21 protein-coding genes are annotated in these 16,516 nt (G+C 63.3%); 12 read left to right on the top strand and 9 right to left on the bottom strand.

Annotated features, from left to right (window positions below; genetic code table 11):
* The first annotated feature begins 68 nt into the window (after positions 1 to 68).
* Entirely contained in the window at positions 69 to 281 is a 213-nt protein-coding gene (locus tag DQG18_RS12390) for a hypothetical protein (protein WP_116654581.1), read from the top strand.
* Here the strand turns inward: DQG18_RS12390 and DQG18_RS12395 are convergent.
* A complete protein-coding gene (locus DQG18_RS12395) occupies positions 247 to 1,173 on the bottom strand; it encodes a DMT family transporter (protein WP_116654582.1) in 927 nt (308 codons plus the stop codon). The genes DQG18_RS12390 and DQG18_RS12395 overlap by 35 nt on opposite strands.
* A 113-nt stretch (positions 1,174 to 1,286) precedes the next feature.
* Positions 1,287 to 1,586, bottom strand: coding sequence for a hypothetical protein (locus tag DQG18_RS12400; RefSeq protein WP_116654583.1), 300 nt, complete (start codon positions 1,584 to 1,586; stop codon positions 1,287 to 1,289).
* Positions 1,587 to 1,803: 217 nt separating this feature from the next.
* Between DQG18_RS12400 and DQG18_RS12405 the strand changes: the two genes are divergently transcribed.
* The 6 genes from DQG18_RS12405 to DQG18_RS12430 all read left to right on the top strand — a co-directional run bounded on the left by DQG18_RS12405 (position 1,804) and on the right by DQG18_RS12430 (position 6,425).
* Entirely contained in the window at positions 1,804 to 2,562 is a 759-nt protein-coding gene (locus tag DQG18_RS12405) for an SDR family oxidoreductase (RefSeq protein ID WP_116654584.1), read from the top strand.
* On the top strand, positions 2,523 to 4,436 hold the full coding sequence (uvrC, locus tag DQG18_RS12410; protein WP_116654585.1) for an excinuclease ABC subunit UvrC: 1,914 nt from the start codon (positions 2,523 to 2,525) through the stop codon (positions 4,434 to 4,436). The genes DQG18_RS12405 and uvrC overlap by 40 nt, the downstream gene beginning before the upstream one ends.
* 172 nt (positions 4,437 to 4,608) lie before the next feature.
* Complete coding sequence (gene pgsA, locus DQG18_RS12415; protein ID WP_198669757.1) at positions 4,609 to 5,178, top strand: CDP-diacylglycerol--glycerol-3-phosphate 3-phosphatidyltransferase; 570 nt, start codon at positions 4,609 to 4,611, stop codon at positions 5,176 to 5,178.
* Positions 5,175 to 5,426, top strand: coding sequence for a molybdopterin converting factor subunit 1 (gene moaD / locus DQG18_RS12420; protein WP_116654587.1), 252 nt, complete (start codon positions 5,175 to 5,177; stop codon positions 5,424 to 5,426). Before pgsA ends, moaD begins: the two co-directional genes overlap by 4 nt.
* A 4-nt stretch (positions 5,427 to 5,430) precedes the next feature.
* The gene (locus tag DQG18_RS12425) at positions 5,431 to 5,880 is read left to right on the top strand and encodes a molybdenum cofactor biosynthesis protein MoaE (RefSeq protein WP_116654588.1); all 450 of its coding nucleotides are present in this window, start codon (positions 5,431 to 5,433) and stop codon (positions 5,878 to 5,880) included.
* Between the two features lie 32 nt (positions 5,881 to 5,912).
* Positions 5,913 to 6,425, top strand: coding sequence for a DUF6653 family protein (locus DQG18_RS12430; protein ID WP_116654589.1), 513 nt, complete (start codon positions 5,913 to 5,915; stop codon positions 6,423 to 6,425).
* Between the two features lie 43 nt (positions 6,426 to 6,468).
* Here the strand turns inward: DQG18_RS12430 and DQG18_RS12435 are convergent, their stop codons facing one another.
* The gene (locus DQG18_RS12435) at positions 6,469 to 7,362 is read right to left on the bottom strand and encodes a branched-chain amino acid aminotransferase (RefSeq protein WP_116654590.1); all 894 of its coding nucleotides are present in this window, start codon (positions 7,360 to 7,362) and stop codon (positions 6,469 to 6,471) included.
* A 168-nt stretch (positions 7,363 to 7,530) separates the two neighbouring features.
* Here DQG18_RS12435 and DQG18_RS12440 point away from each other — a divergent pair, with 168 nt between their 5' ends.
* Together DQG18_RS12440 and DQG18_RS12445 are read left to right on the top strand one after the other, a co-directional pair.
* A complete protein-coding gene (locus tag DQG18_RS12440) occupies positions 7,531 to 8,025 on the top strand; it encodes a MarR family winged helix-turn-helix transcriptional regulator (protein WP_245958455.1) in 495 nt (164 codons plus the stop codon).
* Positions 8,026 to 8,143: 118 nt separating this feature from the next.
* A complete protein-coding gene (locus DQG18_RS12445) occupies positions 8,144 to 8,977 on the top strand; it encodes an undecaprenyl-diphosphate phosphatase (protein WP_116654591.1) in 834 nt (277 codons plus the stop codon).
* Here DQG18_RS12445 and DQG18_RS12450 read toward each other — a convergent pair.
* The 6 genes from DQG18_RS12450 to DQG18_RS12475 all read right to left on the bottom strand — a co-directional run bounded on the left by DQG18_RS12450 (position 8,933) and on the right by DQG18_RS12475 (position 13,314).
* Positions 8,933 to 10,102 carry an AI-2E family transporter gene (locus DQG18_RS12450; RefSeq protein ID WP_116654618.1) on the bottom strand — a complete coding sequence of 390 codons (1,170 nt, stop codon included), beginning with the start codon at positions 10,100 to 10,102 and terminating at the stop codon, positions 8,933 to 8,935. The genes DQG18_RS12445 and DQG18_RS12450 overlap by 45 nt on opposite strands.
* A 118-nt stretch (positions 10,103 to 10,220) precedes the next feature.
* Positions 10,221 to 10,559 carry a tRNA-binding protein gene (locus tag DQG18_RS12455; protein ID WP_116654592.1) on the bottom strand — a complete coding sequence of 113 codons (339 nt, stop codon included), beginning with the start codon at positions 10,557 to 10,559 and terminating at the stop codon, positions 10,221 to 10,223.
* Positions 10,556 to 11,371, bottom strand: a complete 816-nt coding sequence (gene proC, locus DQG18_RS12460; RefSeq protein WP_116654593.1) for a pyrroline-5-carboxylate reductase — start codon at positions 11,369 to 11,371, stop codon at positions 10,556 to 10,558. The genes DQG18_RS12455 and proC overlap by 4 nt, the downstream gene beginning before the upstream one ends.
* A complete protein-coding gene (locus tag DQG18_RS12465) occupies positions 11,368 to 11,868 on the bottom strand; it encodes a type III secretion system chaperone family protein (protein ID WP_116654594.1) in 501 nt (166 codons plus the stop codon). The genes proC and DQG18_RS12465 overlap by 4 nt, the downstream gene beginning before the upstream one ends.
* A 253-nt stretch (positions 11,869 to 12,121) precedes the next feature.
* Positions 12,122 to 12,853 (bottom strand): metallophosphoesterase family protein, encoded by a 732-nt coding sequence (locus DQG18_RS12470; RefSeq protein ID WP_116654595.1) that lies wholly within the window; start codon positions 12,851 to 12,853, stop codon positions 12,122 to 12,124.
* Positions 12,854 to 13,062: 209 nt separating this feature from the next.
* Positions 13,063 to 13,314 carry an accessory factor UbiK family protein gene (locus DQG18_RS12475; RefSeq protein WP_116654596.1) on the bottom strand — a complete coding sequence of 84 codons (252 nt, stop codon included), beginning with the start codon at positions 13,312 to 13,314 and terminating at the stop codon, positions 13,063 to 13,065.
* A 119-nt stretch (positions 13,315 to 13,433) separates the two neighbouring features.
* Here DQG18_RS12475 and lgt point away from each other — a divergent pair, with 119 nt between their 5' ends.
* The 3 genes from lgt to pgeF are packed head-to-tail and all read left to right on the top strand — an operon-like array spanning position 13,434 to position 16,104.
* On the top strand, positions 13,434 to 14,243 hold the full coding sequence (gene lgt / locus DQG18_RS12480; RefSeq protein WP_116654597.1) for a prolipoprotein diacylglyceryl transferase: 810 nt from the start codon (positions 13,434 to 13,436) through the stop codon (positions 14,241 to 14,243).
* The gene (locus DQG18_RS12485) at positions 14,236 to 15,315 is read left to right on the top strand and encodes a class I SAM-dependent methyltransferase (RefSeq protein ID WP_116654598.1); all 1,080 of its coding nucleotides are present in this window, start codon (positions 14,236 to 14,238) and stop codon (positions 15,313 to 15,315) included. Before lgt ends, DQG18_RS12485 begins: the two co-directional genes overlap by 8 nt.
* A gap of 21 nt (positions 15,316 to 15,336) precedes the next feature.
* On the top strand, positions 15,337 to 16,104 hold the full coding sequence (gene pgeF, locus DQG18_RS12490; protein ID WP_116654599.1) for a peptidoglycan editing factor PgeF: 768 nt from the start codon (positions 15,337 to 15,339) through the stop codon (positions 16,102 to 16,104).
* Positions 16,105 to 16,516: the final 412 nt, after the last annotated feature.

Genomic DNA, 16,516 nt, shown 5'->3' on the forward strand with positions numbered 1-16,516 from the left:
GTTTGGTTTCAGATTTCCAGATGCGCAGGTCCGGCCCGATATTCAAGGGTCGATGAGGAGCGATTGCGATGACACTGAAGCGTTGGAGCTATGCCTTTCTCCAGCTTGGGGGGCTGCTGCTGGCCATCGGACTGTTGCCAGCGCTGGCCATGATGGCGCTCGCGCCGGGAACCGAGGCGATGCTGCCTGTGCTGCTCAGCCTCACCGTCGCCCCCCTGGGGTTCATGTGTTTTCTCGTCGGGGTCGCTATGTGGATGGTCGCGTTGGGGCGCCCGCGCTGAGCCTTGCCCTGGCCACCATGTGCCGCTCGCGCCACATGACGGTGAGCCCGGCGACCACGATGATGAGCGCACCGAGCAGGGCAAAACCCTCGATCATCGTGCCGAATACCAAAAAGCCCAGAGTTATGGCCCAGGGCAGCGCGAAATAGTTGAAGGGCTGCAGGACACTGGCGGGCGCATACCGCATGGAGGCCATCACAAGGCCGTGGGCGGTGCACATGGTTACGCACAGCCCCATAACGGTCAGCATGTCCTCGAACCGCATGGGCTCCCAGTGGAAGACGCCCACGGCGGTGGTCATCACAAGGCCGACGATGCCGACGTAAAAGATCGAGGTGGTGGTGGAATCCAGTGTTGCGACCTTGCGGGTGAAGACCAGATAGAGCGCAAAGGCGGCCGAACTCAAAAGGCCGTAGATGACGCCGATCTCGATGGTCACGAAGCCGGGGCGCAGGATGACCAGCGCGCCGATGAACCCGGCGACCACCGCCCCGGCGCGGAACGGGCCGACGCGCTCGCCGAGGAGGGGAATGGCAAAGAGGGTCACCATCAGCGGATAGGTCATGGTGATGGCGGCGAGATCGCCCAGCGCCAGGGTGCGCAACGCCTCGGTGAACAGCCAGATATCGGCGACCAGCAACACCCCGCGCGCCAGTTGCCAGCGGGGCGCCGCCGAGACGAAGGCGTTGCGGATCGGCCCGCGCCGCATCACCAGCCAGACCGAGAACAGCGCGAACGCCCAATAGCGGATCATCACGACCTGAAAGACCGAATAGTTCTGGACGACAATCTTGGTCAAAACGTCCTGAATGCCGAAGACGGCGGTGGCCGTGAGCAGGATCGCGACGCCCTTGCCGATATTGGTTTCACCGGCGTTTGCCATGGCGGACATGTTCTGATCTCGAAAACCAGGGACTTTCGCCCCAGACCGGCCCTATCCGGCGCAAAAGAAAACGGCCCGGGCAATTGCTGCCCGGACCGGAAACTTCGATAGCTCTTTACGCTCTACTTGGCTACAGCATTCTTGATGAGCGCTGCAACCGCGGTCAATACGCCACCGCCAACAAGGCCCGACACGCCCTGTCCGACGAGCGCGGTGGCATCGATGCCCGTGCCCGATCCGGCCACAAGCCCGGCCAGCCCCGGAATGAGGCCGGCAAGCCAGGTGCCGCCGACGCCGCCAACGGCGCCCGCGATGGTGTTGCCCGTGGTGCCGAGACTCAAATTCTTGGCGGCGGCGGCAAGGCCGTTGCCGCCGACAGCGCCGGCAATAAGCTGGATAATAATAGGCAGTATTGCTTCCATGTTCTCTTCCCCTCTGAGAGAGTGGCCCGTAGCAAGTTTGCCACGAGAACTATGACAGACTATGCGGTTGTTCGATTCGTTTTAAGCATGAATTTGCAGGCGGTGGATCGATGCGCCCGGCATAGTGCGGGACGCGCGGCTGCGCCAGGGTTAGAGTCATTGCGAAACATACGATTCGCACCTATCTCGAACGTGTTTCGAGGAACCGGAGAGTCCCATGAAGGGTGTCGCCCTCATCACCGGAGCAGCAGACAGGATCGGCGCGGCCATCGCGACGCGGCTGGCCGCCGAGGGCTATGGCGTGATCATCCATTACCGGTCGTCCGGGGCCAAGGCCGAGGCGCTGGCCGATGCGATCGGCGCCGACGGGGGGCGGGCCGAGATCGTCAGGGCTGATCTTGCGAACCGGCGCGAGCGCATGGGGCTGATTGCGGCGGCGTCCGCGCCCTTCGGACCGCTGGACGTGCTCGTCAACAACGCCTCGGCGTTCGAGCCGGACAGCGTCGATACGCTTCATGAGGATCTGTGGGATCTGCATATGGCGGTCCATGCCGAAGCACCGGTGTTTCTTGCCCGCGATTTCGCCGCGCAGCTTCCCGAAGGCAAAAAGGGCAATATCGTCAACATTATCGATGAGCGGGTATTGCGGCTTTCGCCGGACTATTTTTCCTATACGCTTTCGAAATCGTTGTTGTGGACGGCAACGCGCACGCTCGCCCAGGCACTCAGCCCCCGCATCAGGGTCAACGCCATCGGGCCGGGGCCGACGCTCGCCAATGTGCGCCAGACCGAGGCGGAATTCCACGCGTCCCGGGAACGGCTGCCGCTTGGGGACGGGGCGACACCCGATGAGATCGCCGAGGGCGTCATAACGCTTCTGACGCTCGGCTCCATGACCGGGCAGATGATTGCGCTCGATGGCGGCGAGCACCTCGAATGGAGCCCGCGCAACGGGCCAACCCCGCGCCTCAGATGAGCGACAACCCTGTCGATACAGGCCCTGAGACCATCAGGCGCTTCGTGAAGACCCTGCCCTCGGGGCCGGGGGTCTATCGCATGCTCGACGAGGACGGGAACGTCATCTATGTGGGCAAGGCGCGCAACCTCAAGGCGCGGGTGAACAACTATACCCGCTATGAGGGCAATTCGGTCCGTATCAACCGCATGATTTCGGCCACGCGCTCGATGGAGTTCGTGCGCACCGAAACCGAGGCGGCGGCGCTGTTGCTCGAGGCCAACCTCATCAAACGGCTGCGGCCGCGCTTCAACGTGCTTTTGCGCGACGACAAGAGTTTCCCCTACATCCTGATCGCCACCGAGCACGAGGCGCCCCAACTCGCCAAACATCGCGGGGCGCGGCGGCGCAAGGGGCATTATTTCGGGCCGTTCGCCTCGGCGGTGGCGGTGGATCGCACCATCACGGCGCTGCAAAAAGCGTTTCTTTTGCGCAACTGTTCGGACAGCTTTTATGCCGCGCGCACGCGGCCTTGCCTGCAATACCAGATCAAGCGGTGTTCGGCCCCGTGCACCGGCGTCATTTCCATCTCCGACTATCAGGCGCTCGTCGAGGAAGCGCGCGATTTCCTTTCGGGCAAGTCCAAGGCGGTGCAGGATCATCTGCAAAGGGACATGAACGCCGCCGCCGAGGCGCTCGATTTCGAGCGGGCGGCGATGCTGCGCGACCGGCTGGGGGCGCTGGCGCTGATCCAGGGCGGGGGCGGCGCCAACGCGCAGACGGTGTCCGAGGCGGATGTCTTTGCCATCCATCAGGAGGCGGGCGATTTTTGCGTGCAGGTGTTTTTCTACCGGGCGCACCAGAACTGGGGCAACCACGCCTTTTACCCGCGCGCCGATGAAAACCTTGCGCCCGCCGAGGTGCTCGAAGCCTTCATCGCGCAGTTTTATGAGGACCGGCTGCCGCCCGCGCTGGTGCTCTTGTCGGAGGAACTGGTGGAGGCCGATGTGCTGCGCGAGGCGCTTGCGGTGCGGGCAGGGCGGTCGGTCAGGATCGAGACGCCCAAGCGGGGCGAAAAGCGCGTACTGGTCGAGCATGCGCTGACCAACGCCCGCGAGGCGCTGGGGCGGCGCCTTTCCGATTCCGCCAGCCAGCGCAAACTGCTCGAAGCGATGGCCGAAACCTTCGGGCTGGAAGAAACGCCAAGGCGGATCGAGGTTTACGACAACTCGCACATCCAGGGCACCAACGCGGTGGGCGCGATGGTGGTCGCGGGGATGGATGGGTTATCCAAAAAGCACTACCGGACCTTCAATATCAAATCGAAGGACATCACCCCCGGCGACGATTTCGGCATGATGCGCGAGGTGCTGACGCGGCGGTTCACCCGGCTGGCCGCCGAAAGCGAGGTCGATGCCGAGGACGAGACGACCGGCATGCCCGACTGGCCCGACGTGCTGCTGATCGATGGCGGGGCGGGACAGGCCAATGCAGTGCGGGGCGTTCTCGAGGAGATCAACCTGCAGCGCGAGGTTATCGTCATCGGCATCGCCAAGGGCGAGGAACGCAATGCGGGGCGCGAGACTTTCTTCATGGAAGGGCGCGACCCGTTCATGCTTCCGGCGCGCGACCCGGTACTCTACTACGTCCAGCGGCTGCGCGACGAGGCGCACCGTTTCGCCATCGGCACGCACCGCGCGCGGCGGAAAAAGGAAATGGTGAAAAACCCGCTCGATGAGATCGCGGGCATCGGCCCGACACGGAAGCGCGCGCTGCTCCAGCATTTCGGCTCGGCCAAAGCGGTGTCGCGGGCGGCGGTGTCCGACCTTGCTGCGCTGCCGGGCATCTCGACGGCGATGGCGCAGTTGATCTACGATCATTTCAACCGGAGTTGAGACTGGTCATGCGGAATGCTGCCGTTTCCATCGCTCACCCCCCTTCCAACCTCCCCCACAAGGGGGGAGGTGCTGGACCTGTGCATATGGGAACAGCCGCACGAAGAATGCACCCTCCCCTTGATGGGGAGGGCTGGGGAGGGGTGAAGCCACACACTCAGGAGCCGACACCATGACTACCCCCAGTTTCGATATGGCCAAACTCCCCAACTGGCTGACCTATGGCCGCATCGCAGCCATTCCGCTGATCATGCTGCTGCTGCTTGCCGATCATCCGGCGCTGCGCTGGATCGCGCTGATCGTTTATATCGCAGCGGCCGTCACCGATTTTTTCGATGGGTATCTGGCCCGCAAATACGGGACCGTTTCGCCTATCGGGCGGATGCTCGATCCGATTGCGGACAAGCTGCTGGTCGGTGCGCTGCTGCTGGTTTTTTGTTTCGATGGCTCGTTCGGAGTGTGGGACCTGATCCCGGCCACGGTGATCCTGTTGCGCGAAATCTTTGTTTCCGGCCTGCGGGAATTCATGGGCACCGAGAAGATCGTCGTGCCGGTGTCGAAACTCGCCAAATACAAGACCACCGTGCAGCTCGTGGCGCTCGGCATCCTCATTGCCGAGCCGCTGGTTTTGGGGATGCGCGAGGTTTCCGATATCCTGCTCTGGGCCGCGGCGGTGCTGACGGCGATCACGGGGTGGCAATATTGGGCCGGGGTTACGGCTCATCTTGAGGCGGATGAATGAAGATTCTTTATTTCGCGTGGCTGCGGGAACGGCTGGATCGGGACGGCGATGAGATCGATGTTCCCGACGACGTTTCGACTGTCGCCGAGCTCATGGATTTTCTCGCGGAGCGGGACGAAGGCTTTGCGCTCGCGACGCAAAAGCGCCAATCGATCCGCGCGGCGGTGGACGAAGAACTGGTCGAACATTCCGCATCGATCAGGGGCGCGCGGACCGTGGCGTTGTTTCCGCCCATGACCGGCGGCTGATCCGATGCGGATGCGGTTGCAGGCCGAACCGTTCGACCCGGGGGCGGAAAGCAACAGTTTCCTTGCGCGTGCCAAGGGAGCGGGCGCATCCGTCACCTTCACCGGGCTGGTGCGTTCGACGCCGGACGATCCGGTCGAGGAACTGACGCTCGAGCATTATCCCGAACTTGCCCAGCGCCAGCTCGAAAAGCTCGCCTCGGAGGCGGTGGCGCGGTTCGGGCTGATCGATGCCGACATCATCCACCGGTTCGGCACGCTCCGTCCCGGCGAGCCGATCGTCCAGGTGATGACCCTCGCGCCGCACCGGCATTCCGCCTTCGAGGGGGCCAGTTTCATCATGGATACCCTCAAGACCGACGCCCCGTTCTGGAAGAAGGAAAGGCGGGCGGATGGCGAGGACTGGGTGGAGGCACGGGCGAGCGACGACGAGGCTGCGGCGCGGTGGTGGGATTGAAAACCCCATGATGGCGTGATCTACATGTTTCCATGACAGAAAAGCGCAAGTCTTTCTTCGAACGACTCATGTTGATGGACGATTCAACTTGGCAGCGACACGCCAATCCCTTGAGTGTCTATACTCGTTATTCGGGCCTGCCGCTTCTGGCTCTGGCTATATGGAGCAGAATTTGGGTCGGATGGTGGGCGCTTGTGCCTATTGCTATGGTCATCTTGTGGATTTGGATCAATCCTCGGCTTTTCGCCAATCCTCAATCAACGGCGAACTGGGCATCAAAAGCGGTTCTGGGTGAGCGAGTCTGGTTGAATCGTAAGACGGTGGCCATCCCCGAGGGTCATCGTCAGGCGGCTTTCCGGCTTTCGGTGCTCAATGGGATCGCTTCGCTTGTGGTTATTTACGGACTGATCGTGCTGGCGGTTTGGCCGACGCTGGCGGGTATCGGCACGGTCATCCTCGCCAAGACCTGGTTCCTGGACAGAATGGTATGGCTGTTCGAGGATATGGCGGATGACAATTCCCTCTATCGAAGTTGGGTCTGCTAAGCCATTGCATGAAAAAGGCCGGGGACTTGCCCCGGCCCTTTGTTCATTCCGCTGCCGCGACCTGTTTGGGCTGGACTTCGGCCATATAGGCCTCGACCAGTACGCGGCAGGCTTCGCCGGGGGTGAATTTGTATTCGCCGACTTCGGAGACCGGGGTCACTTCGGCGGCGGTGCCGGTGAGGAAGCATTCATCGAACTGGCTGAGTTCCTCGGGCTTGATGTGCCGTTCGGTGACCGTATAGCCCCTGGCCTTGGCCAGCGCGATTACCGTGCGGCGGGTGATGCCGTCGAGGAAGCAGTCGGGGGTCGGGGTGGTGATCTCCTTGCCCTTGACGAAGAACACGTTGGCGCCCGTCGCCTCGGCGACGTAGCCGCGATAGTCGAGCATCAGCGCATCGGCGTAACCCGCGTCCATGGCGGCATGCTTGGAGAGGGTGCAGATCATGTAAAGGCCGGCGGCCTTGGCCTTGCAGGGGATCGTCTCGGGCGAGGGGCGCTTCCATGAGGCCCAGTTGAGCCGGATGCCTTTCAAGCGTTCGTCGGTCGAAAAATAGCTCGGCCAGACCCATGCGGCGATGGCCAGGTGCACCTTGTTATCGCGCGCGGGCACCGAAATGGTTTCCGAGCCGCGCCAGGCGACGGGGCGCATATAGGCGTCAGTCAGACCGTTCTTTTCGAGCACCTGACGGCAGGCCTCGTCGATTTCGTCGGCGGAATAGGGAATCTCGAAATCGAGCGTACGACCGGAAGCGATCAGCCGGTCGGTATGCTCGCGGAGCTTGAAGACCTCTCCTCCATAGGCGCGCTGGCCTTCAAAGACGGAACTGGCATAGTGCAGCCCATGGGTCAGGACGTGGATCGTGGCGTCCTTCCAGGGCACCATTTCTCCATTGTACCAGATCCAACCTTCTCGCTGATCCATTGGCACGGTGGCCATTCTTTTCTCCCGGTCGTTCAATCGTGTAAAGTTGTGCGCCAGCGGTGCACCCGTAACCGATATTGCCGCATTCTTACAGCACTTGGCAAACCAAAGTGGCTCTGGAATAAGACACATAACGGCAAAGCATGTGGATGGACGATGCCTGCACATTCAATAAATGTCAACATGGCTGACATAAATTCGGCGATTTACGATTTCCCCGAAATGCCGATCGATGTGATGGGGCTGTTTTTCTTCGCCTATCGCGACTTCGTGCGCGATGCCGATGCGCTGCTCGACAAGCAGGGATTCGGGCGAGCGCATCACCGGGTCATCTATTTCGTCAATCTTCGGCCCGGCATGACGGTTGCCGATCTGCTCGATATTTTACGCATCACCAAGCAGAGCCTTGCGCGCGTCCTGCGCCAACTTGTCGATAGTGGCTATGTCGCCCAGCGTCATGGGGAGACCGACCGCCGCCAGCGCCTGCTCTATCCCACCGAAAAGGGGCGGCAGTTTTTCGAGGTGCTAAGCGCCACGCAGACCCGGCGCATCGAGGCCGCGTTCGCCAAACTGCCCGATCACGCCCGCGATGCCGTCAGGGGTTTCTTTATCGAAATGACCGAGCCGAGCGACCGCGCAATGCTCAAGACGCTCAGGCTCGATAGTGGGATTTCGTAGCGGGCTTCCTTTCTTTTTGACATGGGGCGCTCTTGGTCGGCCCCAGCCTCAAGGGGGCGGATGAGGGGGCAGCGATGCTGCCGCCCCGCCAGGACACGAAACGATCTGAAGGCTTTCCATGGATTTCCTCAATACCGCATTCCTTGCGCTCGTGCAGGGCGCCACCGAGTTCCTGCCGATCAGTTCTTCGGCACATCTGATCCTGGGGCGGTATCTGCTCGAGGCGCTGGGCTTTGCCGTGGCAGCGATGACGCCGGAGGAAGAGCTGGCGCTCGACATCGCGCTGCATGTGGGCTCGCTCGGGGCGGTCATCCTTTACTTCTGGCGGGACATCGTGCTCCTGTTCGGCGGTCTGCTCGACATGGTGACGGGCAGGGGCGGAAGGAGGGCGCGGTTACTGCTGGTGCTGGTGGTTGCTTCCATTCCCATCGTGATCGGCGCATTTCTTGCCAAGGATTTCATCACCAATAGCGGGCGTTCGCTCGTCATCATCGGATGGGCGACATTGATCTTCGGGGCCGCGTTGTGGTTCGCCGACCGCCAGCCCGAAGAGAAGTCCGAGATCGAAGCCCTTTCGTTCCGCGATGCGCTCATCGTGGGTGCAGCGCAACTGGTTGCCATCATACCCGGGGTTTCCCGGTCGGGGATATGTATGACGGCGGGGCGGTTCGTGGGACTGGACAGGCCGCTTTCGGCCCGGTTCGCCATGCTGCTCTCGATCCCCACCATTCTGGGTGCGGGGCTGCTCGCGGCGGTCGATATGGCGCGCAGCGGCAATTCGCAACTCACCAGCGATGCGCTGGTGGGCGGACTGCTGGCCTTTGTCTTCGCGCTGGGCGCTATCGCCCTGTTGATGGGCTGGCTCAAGCGCCAGACCTATACGCCATTCGTTGTCTACCGGATTGCGCTAGGCGCTCTGCTTCTCGGTCTTGTCTATGGCGGGCTTCTTTAGCCGCCGCGCGGGCCTTTTGGCGGCAGTTTTGGATGGTGGCGCGATGGCGGGGGTCGCAAGGCCCGCGCCTCCCTTTTCGGGTTCGGGTTGTTCGAGGTCGCTCACCCATTCGCGCCAGAGCGAGACGAGCAGCGCCATCAGGACCGGGCCGACGAACAGACCCACCATGCCCATGGTCTTGACCCCGCCGATCAGGCCGAAAAACGTCGGCATGAACGGCAGCTTGATCGGTCCGCCCACCAGCTTGGGGCGCAGGGTCTTGTCGACGATGAACAACTCGACCGATCCCCAGATGAGCAGCGCGATGCCCTGGAAGACCGAGCCGGACGCGATGAGATAGACCGAGACCAGCGTGAACGAGAGGGGCGCGCCGCCGGGGATCATCGCGGCAACGCCGGTGATGACGCCGAGCAGCACAGGGGAGGGCGCGCCAGCCAGCCAGTAGGCGATGCCGAGCACGATGCCCTCGCCGATGGCGATGAGGGTCATGCCTGTGACGGTCGAACTGATGGTGGCGGGCACGACACGGGACAACCGGTGCCAGCGCACGGGCAGGATGCGTTCGCCGAACTTGTCGAGCTGGTCGGCAAAGCTCGCGCCGTCGCGGTAAACGAACAGCAGGGCGATGATCATGAACAACAGGTTCAGCGCCAGGTTGAGCACGTTGCCGCTTGCCGCCAGAACCGTCTGATAGATGTTGATGACGTTGGCGCCGCCGAAAATGGCCACGTACTGGCCCAGCGCGCCGGGGCGCCCGATATAGGTCTCCCATTGCTCGGTGGCCCACTCGCCCACCAGCGGAAGGGTTGCGAACCATTCGGGGGCCGGAGCGCCATTGGCGTTGGCGGCGATGCCCCAGCCGATCAGTTGCCGGGCCTCGGTGAGTGCATAGCTGAGCGCCCAGAAAATGGGCACCAGGATGAACAGCACGATGACGGCGATCATCAGGCTGGCGGCAACGGTCCGGTTGCCGCCGCACCAGTCGCGCACCCGGCGGAACACCGGCCAGCTTGCAAAGCCGATAATGAGCGCGGCAAGAACCGGCACGAGGAAGCTGTGGAAGAAATAGACGGAGGCGAGCAGGATCAGGACGATCAGGCCGCGCGCCGCAAAGATGGGCGGCATCAGCGCGCCGCGCGAGGAATTGTTGAGCCCTAGAAGGCGTGGTTCGCGCGGCGGGGTTTGTTCAGGTTCGGTCAACGGCGTCCTGCGCCCCTCTTGCTCAATTGGTCAAGCCGGTACTCTACATCAGTCTCCGGCCGTTTGGCACGCGTTTATCAGTCGCGGCCAGAACAATCGCGCCGTCCTCGTCCTCAAAACCAAGGGTCAGGACTTCGGAGCGGATGGGGCCGATCTGGCGGGGCGGGAAATTGACCACCGCCATCACCTGGCGTCCCACGAGATCCTCGGGCCGGTAGTGGACGGTAATCTGTGCAGATGACTTTTTTATGCCAATCTCCTCGCCGAAGTCGATCACGAGGATGATCGCGGGCTTGCGGGCCTCGGGAAAGTCCCTTGCTTCGATGATGGTGCCGGTGCGGATGTCGACCTTCAAAAAGTCGTCGAAGGTGATTTCGCTCATTGTCCCAGTTCTTCGCTGCGTTTCCTCGCCGCACCCACCGCGCGCTCCATGAGAGGCCCAAGGCCGTTGTCGGCCATCAGCACATCGAGCGCGGCCTGCGTGGTGCCGCCGGGGGAGGTGACGTTCTTGCGCAGTTGCTCGGCGGGGGCAGGATCGGCCTCCAGAAGCGCTGCCGCGCCGATGATCGTCTGGCGGGCAAGGCGCATGGCCTGATCGGCACCGAGCCCCTGTTTCTCCCCTGCTCTCGCGAGCGCTTCGACCATATAAAAGACATAGGCCGGGCCCGAGCCGGAAACGGCGGTCAGCGCATCGATTCCGGTTTCGTCATCGAGCCATGCGACATCGCCTGCCGCCGCGAGCAAAGCATCGGCCAGCGCGCGATCCTCGGGGGTGACGGCTGTGGCGGCGACGGCGCCCGTCACGCCCTTGCCCAGTTGGGCGGGGGTGTTGGGCATGGTGCGTACGATCCGCTCCGTGCCGAGCCCTTGCGCGAACCGCGCTATCGAGATGCCCGCCGCAATCGACAGAACGAGCGTGTCCGGTCCCACGATATGGCGGGAGGCGGCAAGCACCCCGTCCATCACTTGCGGTTTGACGGCCAGCACCATGACGCGCGGCGGCTCGGATGGCAGGTCGCGGCGCAGGGCAGCGCCAGCCCGGCGGGCAAATTCCACCACCGAGTCATGGGGCGCAGGATCGACGAGAACGAGAGAAGAGCCCGGCAGCCCGGCGCCGATCCAGCCCTCCGCCATGGCGGTACCCATCTTGCCCGCACCGATCAGCAGGACCGTGCCGGTGGTTTCGAGACTCATGCTTCACCCACGGTTTCAAACATCACTTCGGCCAGCGCGTCGGCGGCGGATTTTCCAGCCCAGACGACGAACTGAAAGGCCTGATAATAAAGGTCGCAGCTGTCCGACGCCGAGCGTAGCAGGGCCTCGCACTGGGTGGGCGAGACATCGGCGCCGCCCGAGAGCAGGTGCGAGTTGCGGAACAGCACGACGCCTTCCTTGTTCCAGATGTCGAAATGGCCGATCCAGAGCTGTTCGTTGATCAGCGCGATGAGCTGCTTGACCTCGCCGCGCCGCGCTTCGGGGACCTTGAGGTCGAAGGCGCAGGCCAGATGGAGCGATTCCATCTCCTCCATCCAGTTGAACGAAACGTGATAGTCGGCCCAGCCGCCCTTGACCGAAATGGAGATCTCGTCGGCGTCCTGGCGCTCGAAGGTCCAGTCGTTGATGGCGGCAATGTGCTCGATGATGTCGACAGGGTGGATGTTCCTGTCCAGTTCCAGCTCGAGAAGAGACATGGCGGCTCCGCACGCTTGAGCAATTCTTTTTATGAGCCTTCAACCGGGTGTTGCAGGCCCTACGCGGCACAACCGAACCGGTCTGACCGGCGTCCGATGTACGAATCGTCGTTGAGGACAAATCTACACGCAGCCGATCAACTGGGCCCATGAACGCAAAGCCCAATACACAGATTCTATCTGTGGATGATCGGTTTCACATGGTTAACGGGGTGTTAACGGGGGCGATTCGTGAACGGGTTTTCCCCGGGGTTTACCGCCTGCGGCCTTCCAGCAGTTCGCGTTCCCATTTGCGGCTGCCATTGGTGCGCGCGAGGGTGGCGGCGGCCGCGTGATCGTAGGGGACCTGGCGCAGATCGATGGTCCAGCCGTTTTCGCCCTGTGTCAGCAGTGCATAGGCGGCGTCCGGTCCCGCACGGGCGGCGGATTCGGGGTCGCTCATGTTGAATGAGGGTCGCCCCACGCTGCCGGGATTGAAGACGACCCGCCCGTCAGGCAGTGTCACGACGCGGGCGATATGGGTATGCCCGCAGCAATGGAGCGGAAAGCCATTGTCGGGCAGCTCAGCCTCGATCTCGGCAAGGCTTGCCTTGCGGAAGCGTTCGCCTTGGGTGCGGTCGAGCCAGTAAACGCTGTCCGAAGCCGGGGTGCCGTGGCACATGAAGATCTGGTCCTCGAACCGCGCGGTGGCGGGCAGGGCGCGCAGCCACTCCATGGTCTGGGGGCTCAATTGCTCGAGGACCCGGCGGTCGTCGGCGTCCATCGCATCCGGTTCGGCGTAGAGGAAATAGCGGTCGGTGTTGCCGCGGATGGTGAGTGCATCGAGCCCGGCGAGCATTTTTGCGGTGCGAGCCGGATCGAGCGGCCCGTGGAAATGATCGCCCAGATTGAGGATCGCATCGGGGGCGTGCCGCCCGATATCCTCCAGCACCGCTTCGAGGGCGAATGCGTTGCCGTGGATGTCCGAGATGACGGCGATGCGCATGGTATTTCCTTTGTGGTCGTCGGGTCCTTTGGGGACAGCCTATCAGAGACAGATTTGCGTTTGCCGCTTCACCCCACCCCAGCCCTCCCCATCAAGGGGAGGGTGCTTTCTTTTCCGCAGCGCTCCCCTACGCACAAGGCCAGCACCTCCCCCCTTGTGGGGGAGGCTGGGAGGGGGGAGTCGGCGCAAGCCGAAGCATATATGTCCGGTCAACTCGTCTTCTTGCGGCTCTTGAGGGCGTCGAGGTCCCGGCGGAGGGCTTCGATTTCCTCGCCCTGAATGGCAACGAGTTCGCGCAGGGCGTCGTAGTCCTCGCGCTTGACGAGATCGAGCTCGTTGACGATGCGTTCCATCTGGCCCCTGACGGCGGTTTCCGCTTCGCGGCGCACGCCGTCGGCGACCGAGGCGGCGTCGTTCATCAGTCGGCCCAGATCGTCGAAAATCCTGCTGCTCTGCGACATGGTTCAAATCCTTTTGCGTGGCGGGATCGCCCTAGCTCCTCTATTTAAGCAGTGCCAGCCCGCTTGACCAGAGTCCGGTATGGCGGCATGGTCCCCAAGCAACCCAAAAAGAGTGCGCCTTGCCTTTTCCCCAGATCGACCCCGTCGCCTTTGCCATCGGCCCCATCGTCATCCGCTGGTATGCGCTGGCCTATCTGGCAGGCATTTTCCTCGGGGTCGGCTATGGTATGCTGATCCTCAGGCGCAAATCGCTGTGGGTGAAGAACACCCCCCCGATGACGCCTTCGGAACTGCTCGATTTCACCTTCTGGATCGTGGTCGGCATCATCGTGGGTGGTCGGCTGGGCTATGTGCTGTTTTACGATCCGCTGGCCTTTCTCGCCGACCCGCTGGCGATCCTTGCGCTCTGGGATGGTGGCATGAGCTTTCATGGCGGGTTCCTCGGGCTCGTCACGGCGATGGCGCTTTATTGCCGGCACAAGGGCGCTAACATCCTTTCCGGGCTCGATCTTCTGGCGTGCTGCGCGACCATCGGGCTGTTTCTGGGGCGGGTGGCGAATTTCATCAATGGCGAGCTGTTCGGCTCGGTGACGACCATGCCGTGGGGCGTGGTCTTCCCCGGTGGGGGCGATCTGCCCCGGCATCCGAGCCAGCTCTACGAGGGGCTGCTCGAAGGCGTGCTGCTGTTCCTCGTCATCCGCTATTTCACCCATGCGCGGCTGGCGCTGCGCAAGCCCGGGCTGGCGGCGGGGATTTTCGGGATCGGCTACGCGCTTTCGCGCATATTCGTCGAGTTCTTCCGGCTGCCCGATGCTCATATCGGCTATCTCGCCTTTGGCTGGCTGACCATGGGCATGGTGCTCTCGCTGCCCATCCTTTTGGCCGGGATCGGGCTTGTCGTTTACGCGCAGACCCGGCGCCATGCCTGACACTTCCCTTTCGCTGGGCGACCTGATCGACATGCAGATCCGGGCCAGCGGCCCGATCTCGATCGCCACCTATATGGGGCTGTGCCTCACCCACCCCACGCGCGGCTATTACCGCAAGGCGGACCCGCTGGGGGCGGGAGGCGATTTCATCACCGCGCCCGAGATCAGCCAGATGTTTGGGGAGATGATCGGGGCGTGGGTGGCGGACCTTTACGTGCAGATGGGCTCGCCGCGCAGTCTTACCCTTCTTGAACTGGGTCCCGGACGGGGGACCCTGATGGCCGACGCCCTGCGCGTTGCAACGCGGGTGCCCGGTTTTGCCGACGCGCGGGCGCTGGCGCTTTATGAGACCAACCCGGATCTCAAGGCCATGCAGGCCGAAACACTCAGGGCTTATGATCCTACATTCATTTCCGAGCCCGAGGATATCTCTCCCGGCCCGGTGATCGTCATCGCCAACGAGTTCTTCGATGCGCTGCCGGTGCGCCAGTTCGTCAAGCGCGGGGACAAGTGGTTCGAGCGGATGGTGGGGCTCGAGGGCGGCAAGCGCCGGTTCGGGCTTTCGCCCACGCCCTATGACGGGGCGCTGCTGGGGCCCGGCTTTGCCGATGCGCCCGAGGGGGCGGTGGCCGAGATATCGCTGGCCGCGCGCCAGTTCGCCGAACGGCTGGGCAAGGTGATCGGGCCGCGCGGTGGGGTACTGTTGGCGCTCGACTACGGCTATGGACGCACCCAGCCCGGCGAGACCTTGCAGGCGCTGGCGAGGCACCGCTTTGCCGACCCGCTGGACGCGCCGGGGGCGGCGGACCTGACGGCGCATGTGGATTTCGAGGCGCTGGGCGGCGCCTTGCGCATGGCAGGGTTGACCATAGCACCCCTTGCCACCCAGGGGGATTATCTTACATCCTTGGGCATCACCGCGCGAATGGAAGCGCTGGCCGCTGCGAACCCGGCCCGGACCGGGGCGCTGGAGGCGGCGTTTCATCGCCTGACGCATGCACAAGAAATGGGCGTGCTGTTCAAGGCGTTCTGCGCGGCGAGCCCCGGCTTGAGTCCCGCCGGGTTTTCCTGATCTTTCCAAGGCAGCCCTCACATGCACCCTCCGTTTGAAACCGCCGCTTCCCTTTCCGCACTGCCCCGCGTCCGGCATGGATTTTTCGGTCGGCAGGGCGGCGTTTCGGAGGGCGAATTCGCCTCGCTCAACGCCTCGCGCAATGTGGGCGACGACCTCGCCAATGTGCGCGAGAACCTGCATCGCGCGGTGATGGCGCTGAAACTCGGGCCGGTGCCGGTGGCGCTGGCAAAGCAGGTGCATGGCGCCGATGTTCTGGTGGTCGATGAGGATTACGACCTCGAACGCCGCCCCGAGGCCGACGCGCTGGTGACGACGCGGCCCGGCATCGCGCTGGGCATCCTCACCGCCGATTGCGTGCCCATCCTGCTCGCCGACCCCGATGCGGGGGTCATCGGAGCGGCCCATGCCGGCTGGCGTGGAGCGGTGGGCGGGGTGCTGGCGCGAACCGTCGATGCGATGGCCGCGCTGGGGGCGGCCCCGGAGCGGATCGTTGCGGCCATCGGCCCGGCCATCGCCGCCCAGAGCTACGAGGTGGGCGAGGATTTTGCGGACACGATCCGGCGCGATTATCCCGATGCGGCTCCTTTCATCGTGCCCGGCAGGCACAAGCCGCATTTCGACGTGCCGGGGCTGGTGATGCACCAGGCGCAGACGCTGGGGCTTGCGAGCGCCGAGCGGGCGGGCGGAGACAGCTATGCCGATCCCGAAAGGTATTTCTCACATCGCTACGGGACGCATCACGAAACGCGGGCCGGACGGCAGATTTCGCTGATCGCGCTCGGATAGAAAATCCGCCGGCGGCCTTTCGGCTCCGGTTCGAGGCATTGAGCGGCGCAGGGCGAAGATCGCTTCCGTACGGCTTTTGTCTTGTGTGAGAGCGGTCTTCGCCCTGCGATCCGGGAGTTTGTGGCGCGTCCATCCGCAAATGGCCGGGGCTTTCCCCTCTTCCCCTCGGGGAAGTGCGCCGCCAGCACTGGCGGCCAACTCATGGGACGGCCAGCCCGACCGGGCAAAAAATATACCCGACCACCCGGACCCGCCACCCTGAAACGCGTATGCATCCCGTGCTCTGTAAGCCTCCGTTGAGAGCCGCCTTGGCTTGCGCGATCGGTCTGATAGCTGACTGTCGGTATGGATATCTTTACAGATAGAAGCCGTGTCGAGCGGCTCGAGATCGTGGATACGGGCCGGCGCCGTC

It is taken from the genome of Pelagibacterium sediminicola (assembly GCF_003390885.1).
In the GTDB taxonomy this organism is placed as follows: domain Bacteria; phylum Pseudomonadota; class Alphaproteobacteria; order Rhizobiales; family Devosiaceae; genus Pelagibacterium; species Pelagibacterium sediminicola.

Coding starts and splice junctions, on each gene's coding strand:
- DQG18_RS12400 (WP_116654583.1), bottom strand. CDS start 1,586: ATGGAAGCAATACTGCCTATTATTATCCAGCTTATTGCCGGCGCTGTC.
- DQG18_RS12395 (WP_116654582.1), bottom strand. CDS start 1,173: ATGTCCGCCATGGCAAACGCCGGTGAAACCAATATCGGCAAGGGCGTC.
- moaD (WP_116654587.1), top strand. CDS start 5,175: ATGAAGATTCTTTATTTCGCGTGGCTGCGGGAACGGCTGGATCGGGAC.
- DQG18_RS12475 (WP_116654596.1), bottom strand. CDS start 13,314: ATGTCGCAGAGCAGCAGGATTTTCGACGATCTGGGCCGACTGATGAAC.
- pgsA (WP_198669757.1), top strand. CDS start 4,609: ATGACTACCCCCAGTTTCGATATGGCCAAACTCCCCAACTGGCTGACC.
- DQG18_RS12425 (WP_116654588.1), top strand. CDS start 5,431: ATGCGGATGCGGTTGCAGGCCGAACCGTTCGACCCGGGGGCGGAAAGC.
- DQG18_RS12440 (WP_245958455.1), top strand. CDS start 7,531: ATGGCTGACATAAATTCGGCGATTTACGATTTCCCCGAAATGCCGATC.
- DQG18_RS12405 (WP_116654584.1), top strand. CDS start 1,804: ATGAAGGGTGTCGCCCTCATCACCGGAGCAGCAGACAGGATCGGCGCG.
- pgeF (WP_116654599.1), top strand. CDS start 15,337: ATGCACCCTCCGTTTGAAACCGCCGCTTCCCTTTCCGCACTGCCCCGC.
- DQG18_RS12390 (WP_116654581.1), top strand. CDS start 69: ATGACACTGAAGCGTTGGAGCTATGCCTTTCTCCAGCTTGGGGGGCTG.
- proC (WP_116654593.1), bottom strand. CDS start 11,371: ATGAGTCTCGAAACCACCGGCACGGTCCTGCTGATCGGTGCGGGCAAG.
- DQG18_RS12450 (WP_116654618.1), bottom strand. CDS start 10,102: ATGCCGCCCATCTTTGCGGCGCGCGGCCTGATCGTCCTGATCCTGCTC.
- DQG18_RS12445 (WP_116654591.1), top strand. CDS start 8,144: ATGGATTTCCTCAATACCGCATTCCTTGCGCTCGTGCAGGGCGCCACC.
- DQG18_RS12485 (WP_116654598.1), top strand. CDS start 14,236: ATGCCTGACACTTCCCTTTCGCTGGGCGACCTGATCGACATGCAGATC.
- uvrC (WP_116654585.1), top strand. CDS start 2,523: ATGGAGCCCGCGCAACGGGCCAACCCCGCGCCTCAGATGAGCGACAAC.
- DQG18_RS12470 (WP_116654595.1), bottom strand. CDS start 12,853: ATGCGCATCGCCGTCATCTCGGACATCCACGGCAACGCATTCGCCCTC.
- DQG18_RS12430 (WP_116654589.1), top strand. CDS start 5,913: ATGACAGAAAAGCGCAAGTCTTTCTTCGAACGACTCATGTTGATGGAC.
- DQG18_RS12465 (WP_116654594.1), bottom strand. CDS start 11,868: ATGTCTCTTCTCGAGCTGGAACTGGACAGGAACATCCACCCTGTCGAC.
- DQG18_RS12435 (WP_116654590.1), bottom strand. CDS start 7,362: ATGGCCACCGTGCCAATGGATCAGCGAGAAGGTTGGATCTGGTACAAT.
- DQG18_RS12455 (WP_116654592.1), bottom strand. CDS start 10,559: ATGAGCGAAATCACCTTCGACGACTTTTTGAAGGTCGACATCCGCACC.